Annotated in this window: 17 protein-coding genes and 2 tRNA genes; 5 read left to right on the top strand and 14 right to left on the bottom strand. The window is 66.8% G+C overall.

Annotation, left to right across the window (positions count from 1 at the left end; translation table 11 throughout):
• Nucleotides 1–8 precede the first annotated feature (8 nt).
• Nucleotides 9–785 (bottom strand): protein-L-isoaspartate(D-aspartate) O-methyltransferase, encoded by a 777-nt coding sequence (locus AC1RGU_RS05240; protein ID WP_062479039.1) that lies wholly within the window; start codon nucleotides 783–785, stop codon nucleotides 9–11.
• Nucleotides 786–789: 4 nt separating this feature from the next.
• Entirely contained in the window at nucleotides 790–1,548 is a 759-nt protein-coding gene (gene surE / locus AC1RGU_RS05235; protein WP_492695210.1) for a 5'/3'-nucleotidase SurE, read from the bottom strand.
• Between the two features lie 128 nt (nucleotides 1,549–1,676).
• On the opposite strand from surE, the gene AC1RGU_RS05230 reads away from it, so the two are divergent.
• Entirely contained in the window at nucleotides 1,677–2,663 is a 987-nt protein-coding gene (locus tag AC1RGU_RS05230; protein WP_095744683.1) for an NADPH:quinone oxidoreductase family protein, read from the top strand.
• A gap of 97 nt (nucleotides 2,664–2,760) precedes the next feature.
• Here AC1RGU_RS05230 and AC1RGU_RS05225 read toward each other — a convergent pair whose 3' ends face one another.
• Both AC1RGU_RS05225 and AC1RGU_RS05220 read right to left on the bottom strand, forming a co-directional pair.
• Nucleotides 2,761–3,108, bottom strand: a complete 348-nt coding sequence (locus AC1RGU_RS05225) for an H-NS histone family protein (RefSeq protein ID WP_056583066.1) — start codon at nucleotides 3,106–3,108, stop codon at nucleotides 2,761–2,763.
• Nucleotides 3,109–3,394: 286 nt separating this feature from the next.
• Nucleotides 3,395–3,470: transfer RNA gene (locus tag AC1RGU_RS05220), tRNA-His, on the bottom strand.
• 277 nt (nucleotides 3,471–3,747) lie between these two features.
• On the opposite strand from AC1RGU_RS05220, the gene AC1RGU_RS05215 reads away from it, so the two are divergent.
• Together AC1RGU_RS05215 and AC1RGU_RS05210 are read left to right on the top strand one after the other, a co-directional pair.
• The gene (locus AC1RGU_RS05215; protein ID WP_062479046.1) at nucleotides 3,748–3,996 is read left to right on the top strand and encodes a GlsB/YeaQ/YmgE family stress response membrane protein; all 249 of its coding nucleotides are present in this window, start codon (nucleotides 3,748–3,750) and stop codon (nucleotides 3,994–3,996) included.
• 95 nt (nucleotides 3,997–4,091) lie between these two features.
• Nucleotides 4,092–4,424: a hypothetical protein gene (locus AC1RGU_RS05210; RefSeq protein WP_095744681.1), complete on the top strand. Its 333-nt coding sequence runs from the start codon at nucleotides 4,092–4,094 to the stop codon at nucleotides 4,422–4,424.
• Nucleotides 4,425–4,430: 6 nt separating this feature from the next.
• Here AC1RGU_RS05210 and AC1RGU_RS05205 read toward each other — a convergent pair whose 3' ends face one another.
• From AC1RGU_RS05205 to AC1RGU_RS05180, 6 genes are all read right to left on the bottom strand, one after another.
• The gene (locus AC1RGU_RS05205; protein WP_492695208.1) at nucleotides 4,431–5,105 is read right to left on the bottom strand and encodes a histidine phosphatase family protein; all 675 of its coding nucleotides are present in this window, start codon (nucleotides 5,103–5,105) and stop codon (nucleotides 4,431–4,433) included.
• A 111-nt stretch (nucleotides 5,106–5,216) separates the two neighbouring features.
• Nucleotides 5,217–7,136: a SurA N-terminal domain-containing protein gene (locus AC1RGU_RS05200; protein WP_492695206.1), complete on the bottom strand. Its 1,920-nt coding sequence runs from the start codon at nucleotides 7,134–7,136 to the stop codon at nucleotides 5,217–5,219.
• Between the two features lie 76 nt (nucleotides 7,137–7,212).
• A tRNA-Val gene (locus AC1RGU_RS05195) sits at nucleotides 7,213–7,288 on the bottom strand.
• Between the two features lie 29 nt (nucleotides 7,289–7,317).
• Nucleotides 7,318–7,590 carry an HU family DNA-binding protein gene (locus AC1RGU_RS05190; RefSeq protein ID WP_007830705.1) on the bottom strand — a complete coding sequence of 91 codons (273 nt, stop codon included), beginning with the start codon at nucleotides 7,588–7,590 and terminating at the stop codon, nucleotides 7,318–7,320.
• Between the two features lie 209 nt (nucleotides 7,591–7,799).
• Complete coding sequence (locus tag AC1RGU_RS05185) at nucleotides 7,800–8,885, bottom strand: tartrate dehydrogenase (RefSeq protein WP_492695205.1); 1,086 nt, start codon at nucleotides 8,883–8,885, stop codon at nucleotides 7,800–7,802.
• Entirely contained in the window at nucleotides 8,882–9,793 is a 912-nt protein-coding gene (locus AC1RGU_RS05180; protein WP_492695203.1) for an alpha/beta fold hydrolase, read from the bottom strand. Before AC1RGU_RS05180 ends, AC1RGU_RS05185 begins: the two co-directional genes overlap by 4 nt.
• A gap of 70 nt (nucleotides 9,794–9,863) precedes the next feature.
• Here AC1RGU_RS05180 and AC1RGU_RS05175 point away from each other — a divergent pair, with 70 nt between their 5' ends.
• Nucleotides 9,864–10,826, top strand: coding sequence for a LysR family transcriptional regulator (locus AC1RGU_RS05175; RefSeq protein ID WP_082818222.1), 963 nt, complete (start codon nucleotides 9,864–9,866; stop codon nucleotides 10,824–10,826).
• Between the two features lie 12 nt (nucleotides 10,827–10,838).
• Here the strand turns inward: AC1RGU_RS05175 and AC1RGU_RS05170 are convergent, their stop codons facing one another.
• From AC1RGU_RS05170 to uvrC, 3 genes are read right to left on the bottom strand one after another with little or no spacing between them, the layout of a single operon-like run.
• Entirely contained in the window at nucleotides 10,839–11,726 is an 888-nt protein-coding gene (locus tag AC1RGU_RS05170; protein WP_492695201.1) for a DMT family transporter, read from the bottom strand.
• Nucleotides 11,723–12,289, bottom strand: coding sequence for a CDP-diacylglycerol--glycerol-3-phosphate 3-phosphatidyltransferase (gene pgsA, locus AC1RGU_RS05165; RefSeq protein WP_062479069.1), 567 nt, complete (start codon nucleotides 12,287–12,289; stop codon nucleotides 11,723–11,725). The genes AC1RGU_RS05170 and pgsA overlap by 4 nt, the downstream gene beginning before the upstream one ends.
• A gap of 57 nt (nucleotides 12,290–12,346) precedes the next feature.
• Complete coding sequence (gene uvrC, locus AC1RGU_RS05160; protein ID WP_492695199.1) at nucleotides 12,347–14,320, bottom strand: excinuclease ABC subunit UvrC; 1,974 nt, start codon at nucleotides 14,318–14,320, stop codon at nucleotides 12,347–12,349.
• Nucleotides 14,321–14,471: 151 nt separating this feature from the next.
• Between uvrC and AC1RGU_RS05155 the strand changes: the two genes are divergently transcribed.
• Entirely contained in the window at nucleotides 14,472–16,559 is a 2,088-nt protein-coding gene (locus tag AC1RGU_RS05155) for a gamma-glutamyltransferase family protein (protein ID WP_492695197.1), read from the top strand.
• A gap of 65 nt (nucleotides 16,560–16,624) precedes the next feature.
• On the opposite strand, the gene AC1RGU_RS05150 is transcribed toward AC1RGU_RS05155, so the two are convergent.
• Nucleotides 16,625–18,073, bottom strand: a complete 1,449-nt coding sequence (locus tag AC1RGU_RS05150; protein ID WP_492695195.1) for a M20/M25/M40 family metallo-hydrolase — start codon at nucleotides 18,071–18,073, stop codon at nucleotides 16,625–16,627.
• Nucleotides 18,074–18,083 lie beyond the last annotated feature (10 nt).

Raw genomic sequence — 18,083 nt, 5'->3', positions numbered from 1 at the left:
TTATTCCTTCAAGCGATGCCCGATTTTAGGGGGACAAAGTGAACCGCCTCAAGAATGCGCCGCTCGAGCCCACGGGGGGTCTTGTCGATCACGACGAGGGCCTGTCCACCCGTGGCGGAATGGGTCGGCGCGACGATGCGCCCGCCCACCGCGAGCTGCGCGATCCAGGCCTCGGGCACGGCCTCGCCGCCGGCCGCGGCGATGATGCCCGCGTACGGCGCACCCTTCGCGTAACCGATCATGCCGTCGCCCAACATCAGGTGGACGGTGGCCAGGCGGAAGTGCCGCAGATTGGTGCGCGCGCGCTCGTGCAGTCCGCGCAGGCGTTCGATGCTGTAGACCTCGGTGGCCACTTCATTCAGCACCGCGGCCTGGTAGCCGCAGCCGGTGCCGATCTCGAGCACGCGGCCCAGCCGTTCCTGCGGCTTGCCGACCAGCGCCGGTGCGCCCAGCAGCAGCTCGATCATGCGGGCCACCACATTGGGCTTGGAAATGGTCTGCCCCAGCCCGATCGGCAGGCTGGTGTCTTCATAGGCCTGGTTGACCAGCGCGCTGTCGACGAAGCGATGCCGCTCGACGGTGCCCATGGCGCGCAGCACGCGCGCATCGGTGATGCCCTGCGCCGCGAGCTTTTGCACCATGCGCGCCCGCACGGCGTCGGATGCCATCGAGGGCGTGGACGGGACCATCGGCTTGACCGGCACGGCGGGCATGCGCCCGCGCGTGGCGGCCGAGGCGGTGGGGGTCAGTCGAACCGGGAAACTGGGCCGTGGAGGGGTCGCCATGTCGTCAATTGCCGAGACGGGCGACCGTCTCGCGCCATTGGCCCAGGTTGGCGTGGTCGGTCAGGTCGATCTGCAAGGGCGTCAGCGCGATGTGGCCGCCCGCGGTCGCGTGGAAGTCGGTGCCCTCCCCGCTGTCCTTGGCGCTGCCTGCACCGGCGATCCAGTACATGGTTTCGCCGCGCGGACTGTCCTGCGTGATCACCTTTTCGGCGGCGTGGCGGCGCCCGAGCCGGCACACCTTGACCGGTTTCAGTTCGTCGAACGGCCGGTTCGGCACGTTCACGTTGAGCAGGAAGGCGGGGCCGCCGAGCATCTTTTCGCGCTCGATCTGCTGTACCAGCCGGCGCGCCACCTGGGCCGCCGCATCCACGTGCGCCCAACCCTTTTCGATCTGCGAGAAGGCGATGGCCGGGATGCCGAACAGGTAGGCCTCCATCGCCGCGCCCACGGTGCCTGAATAGATGGTGTCGTCGCCCATGTTGGCGCCGTTGTTGATGCCCGAGACCACCAGGTCGGGGCGGTAGTCGAGCAGGCCCTTGAGCGCGATGTGCACGCAATCGGCCGGCGTGCCCGTCACGTAGCGGAAACCGTTGTGCGCCTTGTGCACGTACAGCGGCGCGGCCAGCGTGAGTGCATTCGACTTGGCGCTGTTGTTGTGCTCGGGTGCCACCACCTCGACGTCGGCGATGTCCTTGAGTGCGTCGTGCAACGCGACGATGCCCGGCGCCTGAAAGCCATCGTCATTGGAAATAAGTATCTTCATGGTGCTTCTGGGTGCAGCGGATTGTAGGTGCGGGGTGCGTCGCAGCAGGGACAACGCCGCACCACAGCGCCGCCTATCATCGCCCCGAATTCATTGCCCACACGACTCATTCGAAGGAGACCCCGAGCATGCACGCATGGCTTTGCGAAAACCCCACCGGCGTCGACGCGCTGACCTGGAAAGAACTGCCCACCCCCACGCCGGGCCCGGGCCAGGTGCTGATCGAGATCAAGGCGGCCAGCCTGAATTTTCCCGACCTGCTGATCGTGCAGAACAAGTACCAGATGAAGCCGCCGCTGCCCTTCGTTCCCGGATCGGAATATGCGGGCGTGATCCAGGCGGTGGGCGAAGGCGTCACGCACCTCAAGGTCGGCCAGAACGTGGCGTGCCTGTCGGGCACGGGCGGCTTCGGCACCCACACGCTGGCACCCGCCGCGCTGTGCATGCCGCTGCCCGAAGGCTTTGGCCATGTCGACGCGGCCGCTTTCATCATGATCTACGCCACCTCGTGGCACGCACTGATGGACCGCGCGCAGCTCAAGGCGGGCGAAACGGTGCTGGTGCTGGGCGCGGCCGGCGGCGTGGGCACCGCGGCGATCCAGATCGCCAAGGCGGCAGGCGCCAAGGTGATTGCGGCAGCCTCGACCGACGAAAAGTGCGAACTCTGCCGCTCGATCGGCGCCGACGCGACGATCAATTACACGACGCATGCGCTGCCCAATGGTTTCCGCGATGCCATCAAAGCCGCGACCGACGGCAAAGGCCCGGATGTGATTTACGACCCCGTGGGCGGCGATTTCGCAGAACCCGCATTCCGCTCGATTGGCTGGCGCGGTCGCTATTTGGTGGTCGGTTTTGCATCGGGTCCGATCCCGTCGCTGCCATTGAATCTCACGCTGCTCAAAGGCGCATCGCTCGTGGGCGTGTTCTGGGGCGATTTCGCCAAGCGCGAACCCAAGGCCAATGCGCAGATGATGGCCGAATTGGCCCAGTGGTACGGCCAGGGAAAAATCAAGCCGGTGATCGACAGCACGATGCCGATGGCCGAATTGAAGGCCGCCTATGCGCACATGGGATCGCGCGGCGTCAAGGGAAAACTGGTGATGGTGAACTGATCGGACGAGCGCGCATCACCCTGTGCGCTTCCCAATAAAAAAGCCCGCCGAAGCGGGCTTTTTTATTGGGCGAATGTCCAACTGATTCTGCAGGCAATCACTTGATCTCGTAATCGGAGAGCGACTTGCCAGCTGCCAGGGCTTCCGTGACCCAGCGCGGCTTGCGGCCACGGCCACCGGACCAGGTTTCGCCCGTCGGGCCGCGGTATTTGGCGGCGGCCTTGGCGGCTGCAGGACCTGCGCTGCGCTTGGTTGCGGCGGCACGGCCACCACCCAGCTTCAGATCGGAAGCGGTCAAACCGTATTCCGCAATCTTCCTGCGCACTTCTTCGATCACGCCGGCCCGTTCCTGGTTACGCAGGTCTTCGGCCTGCTTGCGCAATTGCGCAATCTGCTCGTCGTGCTTCTGGATCTGGGAATTGATATCGGCGAGTGACGAAGCCATTGTTGGACTCCTGTTGTGAATTGAAAACGGCTGAATTCTAATTCAAACCACTTTTGCCACAAGCGCCTTTTCAGCAGAAAAATGCAGGCGCATTGGCGAAATGCAACAACCCGCAACACACGCGCACCATTTTGGGTACTTTCAAAATCGGGGGCGATGGGGGAAAGAATGCGGCGTGCAACCTGGCGCTTGAAGCGACGGCGAAGCCAGAAATGACAACGCCGGGCAAGCCCGGCGTTGGAATCCCTTGGGTGCTATTGAGAAATAGCGCTGGGACTGAATTTTTTGGGGTGGCTGATGGGACTCGAACCCACGACGACCAGAATCACAATCTGGGACTCTACCAACTGAGCTACAGCCACCGTAGAGCCTCTGATTGTAGCGTTAAAAATCGCGGCTTTCGCTCCCGCGATCACCAAAGACGCTGAAATGCCACATCGACATGCGGCCCAGCGCGTCCAGAGACCCTCCGCGATGGCCCGCCGCCACACATGCGCCCTGCCCCATGGGCATAACTTCGCAGTCGCCCGTTCGATGTGGCAGGCCGACGCCGACGCGCGAATGGCTCCGCTATCATGAATGCGAGCGGCCCGATCGGGCCCGGCTTTCGCCACTTCACTTCATCAAAGGAACTTCTTCATGAGCATCGTCTGGACTATCCTGATCGGGTTCGTCGTGGGTCTCGTGGCGCGGGCCGTCAAGCCGGGCAACGATTCCGCCGGCTTCATCGTGACCACGCTGATCGGCATTGCAGGTTCGCTGGGCGTGACCTACCTCGGCCAGGCAATGGGCTGGTACACCGCCGGCCAGGGCGCCGGCTTCATCGCCTCCGTGCTGGGCGCGATCGTGCTGCTGATTCTCTACGGCCTCATCAAGCGCAAGAGCTGATGCCCCTGACGCCGTGCCGCGCAACGCGGCCGGCGGTTCTTCCGGCTGCCTGAGCCCCCCACTTCTTCAGCCAGCCTCGCGAGGCCTTCCCGCCGATGCCCCGCAAACCACGCGCCCGTCATCACGTCTATGTGGTCGAACTCGACGACCGCGTCTGGAACAACGGCCGCTTCCGGCGCGCCAACCCCGACTACCAGCTCGGCAAGCCCTTCGTCTATGTCGGCATGACCGGCCTGGACCCCGACATCCGTTTCGACAAGCACAAGGCCGGCATCCAGGCCAATCGCTTCGTGCAGGAATTCGGCCTGCGACTGTTGCCCGCGCTCTACGAACGCTACAACCCGATGCCGTACGACGATGCGCGGCTGATGGAGGTCGACCTGGGCATCGCCCTGCGACGCGCCGGCTACGGCGTCTGGCAGGCCTGACGCGGTTCAGGAGTAGGTGACCCAGTCCGCATACGCCGGGCCGTCGAGGTGCGGCAAGGTGTTGTAGGTCACGAGCATGTGCCGCTTCGGCGTGAAGGCGAATTCGGTCACCGAGCTGTTGCGGATGCGCAGGTTGAGTTCGATGGTCGTCTCGGCGCTCGTGCCCAGCACATGGCCGACCGCGGTGCTGATCGGCCCGCCGCTCGACACCACCAGCACCTTTGCGCCGTGGTGTCGTTCGCGCACATGGTCGAGCGCCGTGGTCACACCGGCCAGGAAGTCGACATAGCTCGGCATGCCGACTGGCGCGGTGCGCCCCTGCATCCATGCGCCGAGCCCGTCGCGCAGCAGACGGAAGTGATGGCGGTACATCTCGGGCGAGTCGGGCTTTTCGAGCTTGCCCTCGTGCACCGTGGCAATGACAGCCTCGCTGTCGTATTCGTTGAGCCCCGGCCAGGGCAGCACGTCGTCGCGCGACAGCCCCAATCCTTGGGCGATGCCCTCCCAGGTCTGCTTGTGGCGCTTCAGCGTGCCGGTGATGACGGCATCGAAACGCATGCCGCGCTCGCGCCAGTATTCGCCCAGGCGCACGGACTGGCGGTGTCCGAGTTCGCTCAGGTTGTCATAGTCGGCAGCACCGAAACTGGCCTGCCCGTGGCGCACGAGGTAAAGGGTTCCCATGCGCCGGATTCTGGCAAGAAGCGCGAACCGCGCTTGTCCCTCGTGCGACCAAAAAAAAGCCCGGGTCATCGAACCCGGGCTTGTTGCGAGCAGCAGTTGCCCGTCTGTGTCTCAGCGCGCCGCTGCAGCAGTCGGCAGCGTGTCCGCCGGCTTCGGCACGAGGATCTCCACCTTGAAGCGTTGCTTCAGCAGCTCGTAGTAGGCAGCGGCTTCGGCGGCGGTCACCGACTGGGCGATCTGCATGCTTTCCTGCTGCGCCTGTTCGGCCGTCGGCGGCGTGCGCGGCACGACCTTGGTCACGCGGACCACGGCATAGCCTTGCGTGCCGAGATCCACGCCGAGCAGCGCGGGCAGCTTGGCGCCGTCGGCACGCAGTGCGGCGTCGATCACCGGCGTCGGCTGCGACTGGGCATCGATGCGCGACACCGTGACCGGTGCGCCGAAGGTGGCGCCGTCGGCCTTCACCTTCCACGCGGCGAGCTTGGCTTCGCCCTCGGTCTTGGCCAGTGCTGCGGCGCGCTCGGTGATGAGCTGTGCGCGGATCTTGTCCTTCACCTCGGCCAACGGAATCGGATGCGCGGCCGTGTACTGCGTCACGCGGCCCGATGCGAGTTGGTTCGGACCGACTTCGATGGCTTCGGTGTTCTGCTTGCGGTCGAGCGAGTCGGAGGCATACAGCGCCTGCAGGAAGTTGCGGCTAGCGAGCGGGCCGGTGGCGCCCGGTGCGGGCGTGCGCGGCACGTTGGTGGCGGTCTGGATCGTGAGCTTCAGCTTCTCGGCGGCCGGCTTCAGGCTCTCGGGTTGCTGATAGACGGTGTCCGTGAAAACTTCCGCAGCCTTCGCGAATTCCTGCGTGGCCTGTTGGGCGCGCACGTCGTTCTCGATGGTCGCGCGCACCTTCTCGAAAGGCGGCACCACGGCCGGCTTGATGTCGGTCAGCTGGATGATGTGATAGCCGAACTCGGTCTCGACGAGGTCGCTGATGTCGCCCTTCTTGAGCGCGAACATCGCGTCTTCGAAAGGCTTGACCATCGCGCCGCGCGTGACGAAGTCGAGGTCCCCGCCCTTCTCGGCCGAGCCGGGATCCTGCGAGTTCTTGCGCGCCACGTCGGCGAAGGTGTTCGGCGCCTTCTTCACGTCGGCCAGCAACTGCTCGGCCTTGGCCTTCGCCTTGGCGCGGTCGCCGCTGGACATGCTGGCCGGCGCGGTGATCAGGATGTGGCTTGCACGGCGCTCTTCCTTGGTACCGAAGCGCGCGGTGTTCTGTTCGTAGTAGGTCTTGAGGTCGGCTTCGTTCGCGACGATGTTCTTCTTCGCGGCGTCGAGGTCGAGCACGAGGTACTCGATGCTGGCCTGCTCCGGCGCCTGGAACTGCGACGTGTGGTCCTTGTAGTAAGCCTCGATGTCGGCATCGCTCACCGTGACCTTCGACGCGAAGCTCTCGGGCGCGATGCGCGCGACCTGGATTTCACGGCGGTCGTAGAAGGCATTCACCGTGGCAGCAGTCAGCGCCGCCGGTGCGAAGCTCGTGCCCGTCACGCCCAGCAGCACCTGCTGCGAGGCCATGTCGGCGCGCACCGAGGCTTCGTACTGCTCGGGCGTGCGGCCGGTGGCGCGCAGGAAGGCTTCGCGGTCGAACTTGCCGTCGGCCGTGCGGAACGCAGCCAGGCCGGCGTCCTGCGCGAACATGCGCGTAAGGCGGTCTTCGGACACCGACATGTTGGTCTTGACCGCCGCGGCCGCCAGCACGCGATCGCGCACCATGCGTTCCAGCGTGGCGTAGCGCAGCGCGTCGGAGTCGAGCAGTGTCGGATCGACGTTGGGCGACTGCTGGCGGATGCGGTCGGTCTCGACGCGGTGCTGCTGGTCCCACTCGGGCTTGGTGATGTCATGGCCCTGGATGCGGGCCACCTTCTCGTCGCCGCCCATGCCCTGGTAGCGCTCGACACCAAAGAAGACGAACGAGGGAATGATCAGCAAGAACAAGAAAATCATCACGACTTTGTTGTACTTGCGGAAGGTATCAAACATGCTTGAACACTCTTTTTCGACGGGCGCCGGACGGCAATAAAAAAGGCGAACCGGTGTTCGCCTTTGCATCGGGTGGTGGTGGGTGCTGAGGGGCTCGAACCCCCGACCTACGCCTTGTAAGGGCGCCGCTCTACCAACTGAGCTAAGCACCCCACCTGGAATACTCTCCGAGTCTACAGCCTCAGTTCAGCGCGTCTTTGAGCGCCTTGCCGGGACGGAACTTCGGGATCTTGGCTGCCTTGATTTTAATCGCGTCGCCGGTGCGGGGATTCCGGCCGGTGCGGGCTGCGCGTTTGCCGACTGCGAAAGTGCCGAAACCGACGAGCGACACGGAACCGCCCTTCTTGAGCGTGGTACGAATGGCGCCAATGGTGGATTCGAGCGCACGGGTCGCTGCGGCTTTGGAAATATCGGCGTTCTTTGCGATGTGCTCAATCAGTTCGGTCTTGTTCACAAGGGCCCCTTGTCGAAAAAAAGTTGGTCGGCTTTCGTCAGCTGCGACCTGGCCGCGACGGGAGCGACTCAAGAACATGGCAGGCCTGACGCCTCGGCAGCGCACTGCCAGCGAGGATTACAACCACTGGTCTGCGGGGTGTCAATAAGACACAACGCACTGCAGCCCAGCGGAGCGCGCGATTTTAGGGGCGTTTCGCGACGTACTTTTCAAAGGGCCTCGGCAATTGCCTTTCCGAGGTCGGCCGTGCCCGCCCGACCGCCGATGTCCGGCGTGCGCGGTGCGCCGCTTTGGGGCGCGAGCACCTTCTCGATGGTCGCCAGGATCGCGTCGTGCGCGTCCTTGTGGCCGAGAAACTCCAGCATCATCGCGCCGCACCAGATCTGGCCGATCGGGTTGGCGATGCCCTGGCCGGCGATGTCCGGCGCCGAGCCGTGCACCGGCTCGAACAGCGAGGGCGTGGTGCGCTCGGGGTTGAGGTTGGCGCTGGGCGCGATGCCGATGGTGCCGGTGCAGGCAGGGCCGAGGTCGGACAGGATGTCGCCGAACAGGTTGCTCGCCACCACCACGTCGAAGAAGTCGGGCCGCTGCACGAAGTGCGCCGTGAGGATGTCGATGTGGAACTTGTCCAGCGTGATGCCCGGGTAGCCCTTGGCCATTTCCACCACGCGCTCGTCCCAGTACGGCATGGTGATCGAGATGCCGTTCGACTTGGTCGCGCTGGTCAGGTGCTTCTTCGGCCGCGATTGTGCGAGTTCGAAGGCGAACTTCAGCACGCGGTCGACGCCCACGCGCGACATCACAGTTTCCTGCACCACGATCTCGCGCGGCGTGCCCTGGTACATGCGCCCACCGATGCTCGAGTATTCGCCCTCGGTGTTCTCGCGCACGATGTACATGTCGATCTCGCCGGGTTCGCGCGGCGTGCCGTCGCGGCGCACCACGGGCGCGACGATGCCGGGCATCAGGCGCGCGGGACGCAGGTTGATGTACTGGTCGAACTCACGGCGGAACATGAGCAGCGAGCCCCACAGCGACACGTGGTCGGGAATCTTCTCGGGCCAGCCGACCGCGCCGAAGAAGATGGCGTCGTGGCCGCCGATCTGGTCCTTCCAGTTGTCGGGCAGCATCTGGCCGTGCTTCTCGTAATAGTCCCAACTCGAGAAGTCGAAGTGGTCGAACTTCAGGTCGATGCCGAATTTGCGCGCCGCCGCATCGAGCACGCGCAGCCCCTCGGGCATGACTTCCTTGCCGATGCCGTCGCCGGCGATGACTGCGATTCTGTGGGTGCTCATGGATGGGCTCCTGGGTGTTCGGGGGAAACGAAAAAATTCAGCACCTCGGCCAGCAAGGCATCGGGCGCCTCTTCGGGGATGTAGTGGCCGCAGGGCAGCGCGCGGCCCGACACGTCGTCGGCGCGCTCGCGCCACAGCGAGAGCACATCGAACGCGCGCCCTACCGCCCCGTGCTCGCCCCACAGCACGCGCAGCGGCTGCGCGAGGCGGCGGCCGGCGGCGATGTCGGCGCGATCGTGCACGAGGTCGATGGTGGCGGAGGCGCGGTAGTCCTCGCAGATGGATTCGGCCGTGCCCGGGATGGCGATGCAGCGTTCGTACTCGGCCAGCACCTCGGGTGCGAACGGCGCGAGCCCCGCGTGCCGCCCGCCCATCACGCTGCGCACGTAGCGCACCGGGTCGGACGCAATCAGCGCCTCGGGCAGCGGCGGCGGCTGGATCAGGAAGAACCAGTGCCAATAAGCTTTGGCAAAAGCTTCGGAGGTGCCTTCGTACATGGCCAGCGTCGGCGCGATATCGAGCAGCAGCATGCGCTCGACCGCGCCGGGATGGTCGGCCGCGAGCCGGTGGGCCACGCGCGCGCCGCGGTCGTGCGCGAGGACGGCGAAGCGTTCAAAGCCATGGTGATGCATGGCGGCCAGCGCGTCGCGCGCCATCTCCCGCTTGCTGTAGGCCGCGTGTTCGTCGTCGCCCGCCGGTCGGCCCGAGTCGCCGTAGCCGCGCAGGTCCACGGCCACCACCGTGAAGCGCTCGGCCAGCGCGGGGGCCACGCGGTGCCAGATCGCATGCGTCTGCGGATGGCCGTGCAACAGCAGCAAGGGAGCGCCCTGCCCGCCGATGCGACCGTGGATGCGCACGCCATCGCGGGCGATGTCGAAGCGGGGAAAGTCGAGGAAGGAAGCCGTCACGCCGCGATTGTGCGTTGCACCCCGGCGGCCATCAAGCAACAATCAGCCAATTCATACTTTCCACTTTGGCATGAATCCTCACGCGATGGAACGCGGCGATCTCGAACTGGTGCTGGCCATCCGCGACCAGGGCAGCCTGGCCGGCGCGGCCGCCACGCTCGACGTGGTGCCCTCGGTCATCACCAAGCGGCTCGGCGCGCTGGAGGCCCGGCTCGGGCAGCGGCTGTTCGACCGCACGACGCGGCGGCTCAGCGTCACGGCCGAAGGCGAGGCCGTGTGCCTGCATGCGCGCACGCTGCTCGAAGGCTTCGCGGCGCTCGAAAGCGAACTCGGCGAGCGGCAGAACGCGCTGATCGGCACGGTCCGCCTCGCGGCCACCTTCGGCTTTGGCCGGCACTGGCTCGGCCCGGCACTCGCGGACTTCCAGGCGCAGCACCCCGGCCTGCAGGTCGAGCTGCTGCTGACCGAGCAACTGCCCGACCTCGGCGCCGAAGGCTACGACGGTGCGGTCTGGCTGTGGGCGGTGCAGCAGCACCGCGCCGCCGACTGGACCACGCGCCGCATCGCGCGCAACCAGCGCGTGCTGGCCGCATCGCCCGATTACCTGGCACGCCGCGGCACGCCGGCCACGGTGGAAGCGCTGGCCACCCACGACTGCCTGATCGCGCGCGAGAACGGCGACGCCGCGCAGTCGCGCCAGTTCGCGCTCTGGACGCTGCGCCACGCGCGCGACGGCAGCACGGCGCGCGTGCGAGTGCAAGGTCCGCTCACGAGCAATTCAGGAGAGATGGTGCGCGACTGGTGCCTCGCGGGCCACGGCGTCATGCTGCGCAGCCTCTGGGACATCGCACCGCAGCTCGCGAGTGGCGAGCTGGTGCGCGTGCTGCCGCTGTACAGCATGCCCGACGCCGATATCCACTGGGTCGCGCCGTGGCGGCCGAAGACGCCGCGCCGTGTGCGCCTGCTGGTCGATCACCTCGTCGAGCAGTTCCGCTCGGAGCCCTGGAAGCCGGCCAAGCCGGCCGGGCGCTGAAGGCAGAGTCGGTCAGCGCTCCGCGCGCACCACGAGGCTCACGCCGACGGCCGTCAGCCCGATGCCCAGCACCGTGGTCCAGGTGATCGGTTCGGCGAACAGCAGCCAGGCCATCAGCGCCGTGCACGGCGGCACGAGGTACAGCAGGCTGGTGACGGCAGTGGCCGTGCCGCGCTGGATCAATAGATAGAGCAGCGAACTGCCGCCCAGCGACAGCGCCAGCACCGACCACGCCATGGCGCCGATCGAATGCGTGTTCCATTCGATGGCCTGCGCCTCGAGCGCGGCGAAAGGCAGGGTCACGAGCAGCGCGGCGGCCATCTGCACCGCGCTGGCGCTGCGCACGTCGCAAGGCGCGACGAAGCGCTTCTGGTACAGCGTGCCCGCCGTGATCGACAGCAGCGCCATCACGGCCAGCCCCATCGTCAGCGCGTTGACCTCGGTGCCCTGCCCCAGCTTGCGCGACACCACCAAGACCAGCCCGGCGAAACCCAGGGCCAGCCCGGTCCACTGCCGTCCCGAGATGCGACCACCATTGAAAGACAGCCACACCGCCGTGAGCACCGGCTGGATGCCGACCAGCAGCGCCACCAGCCCCGCGCCCATGCCCGCATGCACCGCCGCCCAGACGCCACCGAGGTAGCCGGCCTGCATCAGCACGCCAGTAACCGCCAGGTGCCCCCATTGCGCGCGCTTCGCCGGCCACGCGACGCGTGCGAGCATGACCCACACGCCGAAGCAGGCGAGCGACAGCGCATAGCGCACGGCGAGGAACTTGAGGGGCGGCGCGTAGGGCATGCCATAGCGCGCAACGATGAAACCCGTGCTCCAGATCAGCACGAAGACCGCCGGCATCGCCCGCAGCCAGCCTGCGTTGCGGACCGAGACGGCCGCGGTCATTTGGAGTGGGCCCGGATCTCGGGAATGGCCTTTTGCAGGTAATAGACCATCGACCAGACAGTGAGCACCGCCGAGATCCAGATCAGCCACTGGCCCCAGAGGCCGGTGTCGATCACCTTGAAGAGGTGCCCGTCATAGAGCAGGAAGGGAATCGCGACCATCTGCACGGTCGTCTTGACCTTGCCGATCATGTGGACCGCCACGCTCTTGCCGGCACCGATGCGCGCCATCCATTCGCGCAGCGCCGAGATGGCGATCTCGCGGCCGATGATGATGAGCGCCACGAACACGTCGGCACGCTGCAGGTGCACCAGCACCAGCAGCGCGGCGCAGACAAGAAACTTGTCGGCCACCGGATCGAGAAAGGCGCCGAAGGAAGAGGTCTGGTTGAGCTTGCGCGCCAGGTAGCCGTCGAGCCAGTCGGTGGCGGCGAACACGATGAACATGACCGTGGCGATCAGGTTGCGCGTCGGTTCGCTGATCGGCAGGTAGAAAACGCCGACGATCAACGGAATCGCGACGATGCGCGTCCAGGTCATGATGGTCGGTAGGGTCCAGAACATGCGGGCGATTGTGTCATGCACGCGTGAAGCGCCGGAAGGACGGGGGCAATCCCGACTTCAACGCAGCGCGCGATAGATTTCCTCGGCCAGTTCGGTGGCAATACCTTCGACCGAAGCGAGGTCTTCGACGCTCGCCGCCGCCACGCCGCGGATGCCCCCGAAACGCTGCAGCAGGCGCGCCCGGCGCTTCGGGCCGATGCCCGGGATGTCTTCGAGCTGGCTGCCGCCCACGCGCACCTTGGCGCGCTTGGCCCGCATGCCGGTGATGGCGAAGCGGTGCGCCTCGTCGCGGATCTGGGCCACCAGCATCAGGGCCGCCGAATCCTTGCCGAGGTAGACCTTCTCGCGGCCGTCGGCGAACACCAGTTCTTCGAGCCCGACCTTGCGGCCCTCGCCCTTCTCGACGCCGACGATCAGCGACAGCGGCAGGCCCAGCTCGCTGAACACCTCGCGCGCCATCGACACCTGGCCCTTGCCGCCGTCGACCAGCACCAGGTCGGGCATGCGCGCGGCCGGCGTCCTGGGCGGCGGCGCCTCGACGCCCTCGGCCCCTTCGCTCTCGGCATCGCCCGGCGCCAGCGCCTGCGTCTCGGCCGCCATCGCCTCGGCCAGCTTGCCGTAGCGGCGGTGCAGCACCTGGCGCATGGCCGCGTAGTCGTCGCCGGGCGTGATGCCCTCGATGTTGTAGCGGCGGTACTCGCGGTTCTGCATCGTGTGGTGCGCGAACACCACGCACGAGGCCTGCGTGGCCTCGCCCGCCGTGTGCGAGATGTCGAAGCATTCGACGCGGAAGTTGTCCAGGTCGTCCGACGCCAGCTCGAGCGCGTCGGCCAGCGCGCGGGTGCGCGCCTGCTGCGAGCCCTCTTCGGCCAGCAGCCGCGCCAGCTGCAGGCCGGCATTCGTCTCGGCCATTTCGAGCCAGTGGCGGCGCTGTTCGTGCGGCTGGAACACGGCCGTGACGCGCGCGCCGGCCTGCTGCGAAATGGCCTCGATGAGCGCGCGGCTCACCTGCCGGCCCAGCACCAGCGTGGCGGGCACCGGCACGTCGATGTAGTGCTGGGCGATGAAAGCCTCGAGCACCTGCACTTCGATCGGGTCGGCGACCACCGGGTCGGCGCCCTCTTCGGCATCGAGCTCGCCGTGGTGGATCTGCGCCGCGTCGTCCACGTGCACCGGAAAGTACGCGCGGTCGCCCAGGTGGCGCCCGCCGCGCACCATCGCGAGGTTGACACAGGCCTTGCCGCCCTGCACCTTGACCGCGAGGATGTCGACGTCCTTGTCGGACACCACCTCGATCGACTGCTGATGCAGCACGCGCGAGATCGCCGACATCTGGTTGCGCAGCTCGGCCGCCTGCTCGAACTCGAGCTTCTCGGCATGCGCCGTCATGCGCTGTTCGAGCGTGGAGAGCACGCCCTGCGTGTCGCCGAGCAGGAAGGCCTCGGCGCTGGCCACGTCCTGCGCGTAGGCCTCGGGCGAAATGAGGCCCACGCAGGGGCCGCTGCAGCGCTTGATCTGGTACAGCAGGCAGGGCCGCGTGCGGTTGGCGTACACCGTGTCCTCGCAGGTGCGCAGGCGGAACACCTTCTGCAGCAGCTGGATCGACTCCTTCACCGCCCACGCGCTCGGGTACGGCCCGAAGTAGCGGTGCTTCTTGTCGACCGCGCCGCGGTAGTAGGCCAGCCGCGGAAACCCGTGCGAGGCGATCTTCAGGTAGGGGTAGCTCTTGTCGTCGCGAAACAGGATGTTGTAGCGCGGCTTGAGCGTCTTGATCAGGTTGTTCTCGAGCAGCAGCGCCTCGGCCTCGGAGCGCACCACGGTGGTCTCCATGCGCACAATCTTCGAGATCATGTGGCCGATGCGGGTGCCGCCGTGGCTCTTCTGGAAGTAGTTGGCGACCCGCTTCTTCAGGTTGCGCGCCTTGCCCACATACAGTACGGCGCCGGCCGCGTCGAAATAGCGGTAGACACCCGGCAACTGCGGCAGGGCCGCGACTTCGCTGAGCAATTGATCGGAATGCACGTCGGACATGACGGCTATTGTGGCGCGCGGCGTGAGGGCCGGCTGGGCCCGACGCAAAGGCGACACGGACAGGAACGGAATGTGCTCAAGATCGCAGCGGGCGCCGGGGGGCGCCCATTGTCTTTTTTGGCATTCAAATTAACAGCAAAGGGAAATATTCATGAAGAAGAACTCCGTGCGCGCATGGTGGGCATTGACGCCCCTCGCGCTCTCGCTGGCCGTGGCCGGCTGCGGCGGCAACAGCAACAACAACGCGCAGAACAACGCCGCACTGGTCGCGGCCATTGCCGCGATCAACGCGGCCAACCAGCCCACGCCCACGACCCCGCCCGCCGCCGACAACGGCTGCCAGATCCCGAGCAGCGGCACCTCCGTGGTCGTCGGCTCGGGCGACCCGGGCGATCCGGCCGCGCCCGAGCCGGCGTCGGGCTACGTGCCCGGCCACAAGCTGGTGTACGCCAAGAACTACATGGTGGTCGCGAACCATCCGCTGGCCACGCGCGCCGGCTGCGACGTGCTGAAAGCCGGCGGCAGCGCGGTCGATGCGGCGGTGGCGGTGCAGGCCGTGCTCGGCCTGGTCGAGCCGCAGTCGAGCGGCCTGGGCGGCGGTGCCTTCATGCTTCACTACGACGCGGCGACGAAGAAGGTGCAGGCCTACGACGGTCGCGAGACGGCGCCTGCCGCAGCCACCGAGAACTACCTGCGCTGGATCGACGACACGAACGACCAAACCGCACCCAAGCCCGGCGGCGCCCGCTGGAGCGGCCGCTCCATCGGCACGCCCGGCGCCGTGCGCATGCTCGACCTCGCCTATCAAGACCACGGCAAGCTGCCCTGGAAAGACCTGTTCGGCTACGGCATCACACTGGCGTCCGACGGATTCCTGATCGGTGGACGCATGGCGGGCGCCATCGCGGGTTCCGCGGCATACCTGAAGCGCGACGCCGACGCCACGGCCTACTTCTTCAACGCCGACGGCACGCCCAAGGCGCTGGGCACCAAGCTCACGAACCCGGCCTATGCCAGGACGCTGAACACGATCGCCACACAGGGCGCCAACGCCTTCTACACAGGCGACATCGCCCAGGGCATCGTCGACAAGATCGGCATCACCACGGCAGCCAGCGACGGCTCCGCCATCACGCCCGGCAAGACCACGCTGGCCGACCTGGCCAACTACAAGGCCAAGCGCCGCGATCCAGTCTGCAGCACCTACCGCGAGTACTACATCTGCAGCATGTCGCCGCCGTCCTCGGGCGGCATCGCGGTAGTGGCGACCCTCGGCATCCTCGAGACCTTCAACCTGGGCCTGTACAAGCCGACCGCCATCGACCTCGAAGGCGGCAAGCCGAGCGTGATGGGCGTGCACCTGGTGAGCGAAGCCGAGCGGCTGGCGTATGCCGACCGCGACAAGTACGTGGCGGACACCGACTTCGTGCCGCTGCCCGGCGGCAGCCCCGCCATGCTGATCGACAAGTCCTACCTGCAGGGCCGCGCCAGCCTCATCAGCCTGACGAAGAGCATGAATCTCGCCAAGGCTGGCGACCGGGGCGATGTGCCGCTGGGCATCGACAAGACCGAAGAGCATGGCACCACGCACTTCACCGTCGTCGACAAGCAAGGCAACGTGGTCGTGATGACCACGACGGTGGAAGGCAGCATGGGCTCGTTCCACATGACGCAGGGCTTCCTGCTGAACAACCAGCTGACCGACTTCGCACTCAACCCGATCGACACCTCGGTGACCCCGAACGTGAAGTTCGCCAACCGCGTCGCGCCCGGCAAGCGCCCGCGCAGCACGATGGCGCCGACACTGGTGTTCAAGAAGAACGCCGACGGCAGCATGGGCGAGTTCGTGATGGGAACAGGTTCGCCGGGCGGCGGCACGATCATCCAGTACGTGGTGAAGACACTGGTTGGCGCGCTCGACTGGGGACTCGATGCGCAACAAGCCACGTCACTGGTCGACTTCGGTGCCACCAACACCCCGCCACCGACGCCCGCCGGCGCCACTTACAGCCTCACCAACGTGGGCGGCGAGCACCCGGCCATCGACACCTCGAACTCAGGCAACAACGATCCGCTGATCGCCGGCCTGCGCGCGCTCGGCCACACGGTGAACCTCGGGGCGCAGTCCAGCGGCGTGAGCACCATCATCCGCACGAACGTCGGCGGCAAGCCCGTGCTGACCGGCGGCGCAGACCCGCGCCGCGAAGGCATCGTGCTGGGCGACACCTTCACGCCCTGAACGACAAGGGGGCTGGCGCCGCCTTCGCTGCGCCAGCCCCCTCCCTTGCCTGATCACCTGTTGATTTACTTCGCGACTTCCGACACCAGCCGGTACAGGAACTCGCGCCCGTCGTACAGGCGCCGGATCTCGATGCGCTCGTCCAGCCCGTGCGCGCGCGCATCGGCCGGCTCGAGGAACATGCCGGTCACGCCGTACATCGGGATGCCGGCGTTGCGGAGGAACCGGCTGTCGGTGGCGCCGGTGCTCATCGCGGGCACCACGGGCACGCCGGGCCACATCTGCTGCGTGAGCGTCTCGACCGTCTTCACGAGGTCGCCGTTGAGCGGCGAGGCCGGGCTGCGCAGCGGCTTGCCCATGTTGCGCACCACGATCTTGTCGTTGCCCACGGCCTGGGTCAGCAGGCGCTCGACTTCTTCAGGGTCATCGTGCGGCAGGATGCGGCAGTTGACCGTGGCCTTGGCCGATTGCGGCAGTGCGTTCTCGGCATGGCCGGCCTGCACCATCGTCGCCACGCAGGTGGTGCGCAGCTGCGCGTTGTAGGCCGGGTTGGCCGTCATGCGCTCGAGCACGCCGGCGTCGGGGTTGCCGCTGCCGATGGCGCGCATGTCGTCGGCCAGCTGGCCGGTAGCGAAGGGGGCGCTGCGCGCGAAGTAGGTCTTGGTGACGTCCGCGAGCTTGATCGGGAAGGCGTAGTTGCCCAGGCGCTCCAGGCCGGCCGAGAGCGCGTAGATCGGGTTGGTCTTGGTCGGCACCGAGCTGTGGCCGCCCACGTCGCGCGCCTCGAGCATGTAGGTGGTGTACATCTTCTCGGCCACCTGCATGCGGTGCAGGTTCGGCTTGCCGCCGCGCAGCTCGCCGCCGCCGCCTTCGTTGATGCCGAACTCGGCCTGCAGCAGCTCGGGCTTGTTGTTGATGAGCCAGAAGGCGCCGTTGCTGAGCGCGTCACCGCGCTCCTCGTCGGCGGTGAGGGCCAGGATGATGTCGCGCTTGGGCTTGAAGCCTTCCTGCTTGAGCTGCCCGAGCACGGAGACCAGCGCCGCGGCCATGGCCTTGTCGTCGATGGCGCCGCGCGCCGTGAAGTAGCCGCCGGTTTCCTGCAGCTTGAAGGGGTCTGTCTTCCAGTCTTCGCGGCGGGCCTCGACCACGTCGATGTGGGCCAGCAGCAGCAGCGGCTTCTTGCTGCCGTCGCCCTTGAAGCGCAGCACCAGGTTCCCCTTCTTAGGGAAGGGCTCGAAGATCTGGATGTCGCCGGGCGCGAAGCCCGCGTCGACCAGCCGCTTTTCCATGGCCCGCGCCGCGACCGTGTTGTCGCCCACCGAGTGGGTGGTGTTGATCTCGATCAGTTCCTTGTAGATCTCGCGAAAGCGCTGCTGCTGCGCGGTGAGCGGCGCGGTCTGGGCCTGGGCGCCGGCGATGCCGGCCAGGGCCAGCGAGAGCGCGAGCACGCCGCGTTTGGCGCTGCTCAAGGGCGAAGAAGAAAACGACGAACGGCGACGGGTCTGCATCCTCATGGTCTGGCTC

Source organism: Variovorax sp. GW823-FHT02B07 (genome assembly GCF_058797695.1).
The sequence above is the reverse complement of the archived record's forward strand: the minus strand, read 5'-3'. Positions and strand labels throughout refer to the sequence as shown.

Bases quoted from the DNA above. Each gene is read 5' to 3' on its own strand.
- AC1RGU_RS05210 (WP_095744681.1), top strand. From the start codon at position 4,092: ATGCCCCGCAAACCACGCGCCCGTCATCACGTCTATGTGGTCGAACTC.
- AC1RGU_RS05230 (WP_095744683.1), top strand. From the start codon at position 1,677: ATGCACGCATGGCTTTGCGAAAACCCCACCGGCGTCGACGCGCTGACC.
- AC1RGU_RS05155 (WP_492695197.1), top strand. From the start codon at position 14,472: ATGAAGAAGAACTCCGTGCGCGCATGGTGGGCATTGACGCCCCTCGCG.
- uvrC (WP_492695199.1), bottom strand. From the start codon at position 14,320: ATGTCCGACGTGCATTCCGATCAATTGCTCAGCGAAGTCGCGGCCCTG.
- AC1RGU_RS05240 (WP_062479039.1), bottom strand. From the start codon at position 785: ATGGCGACCCCTCCACGGCCCAGTTTCCCGGTTCGACTGACCCCCACC.
- AC1RGU_RS05175 (WP_082818222.1), top strand. From the start codon at position 9,864: ATGAATCCTCACGCGATGGAACGCGGCGATCTCGAACTGGTGCTGGCC.
- AC1RGU_RS05225 (WP_056583066.1), bottom strand. From the start codon at position 3,108: ATGGCTTCGTCACTCGCCGATATCAATTCCCAGATCCAGAAGCACGAC.
- surE (WP_492695210.1), bottom strand. From the start codon at position 1,548: ATGAAGATACTTATTTCCAATGACGATGGCTTTCAGGCGCCGGGCATC.
- AC1RGU_RS05200 (WP_492695206.1), bottom strand. From the start codon at position 7,136: ATGTTTGATACCTTCCGCAAGTACAACAAAGTCGTGATGATTTTCTTG.
- AC1RGU_RS05150 (WP_492695195.1), bottom strand. From the start codon at position 18,073: ATGAGGATGCAGACCCGTCGCCGTTCGTCGTTTTCTTCTTCGCCCTTG.
- AC1RGU_RS05170 (WP_492695201.1), bottom strand. From the start codon at position 11,726: ATGACCGCGGCCGTCTCGGTCCGCAACGCAGGCTGGCTGCGGGCGATG.
- AC1RGU_RS05205 (WP_492695208.1), bottom strand. From the start codon at position 5,105: ATGGGAACCCTTTACCTCGTGCGCCACGGGCAGGCCAGTTTCGGTGCT.
- pgsA (WP_062479069.1), bottom strand. From the start codon at position 12,289: ATGTTCTGGACCCTACCGACCATCATGACCTGGACGCGCATCGTCGCG.
- AC1RGU_RS05185 (WP_492695205.1), bottom strand. From the start codon at position 8,885: ATGAGCACCCACAGAATCGCAGTCATCGCCGGCGACGGCATCGGCAAG.
- AC1RGU_RS05215 (WP_062479046.1), top strand. From the start codon at position 3,748: ATGAGCATCGTCTGGACTATCCTGATCGGGTTCGTCGTGGGTCTCGTG.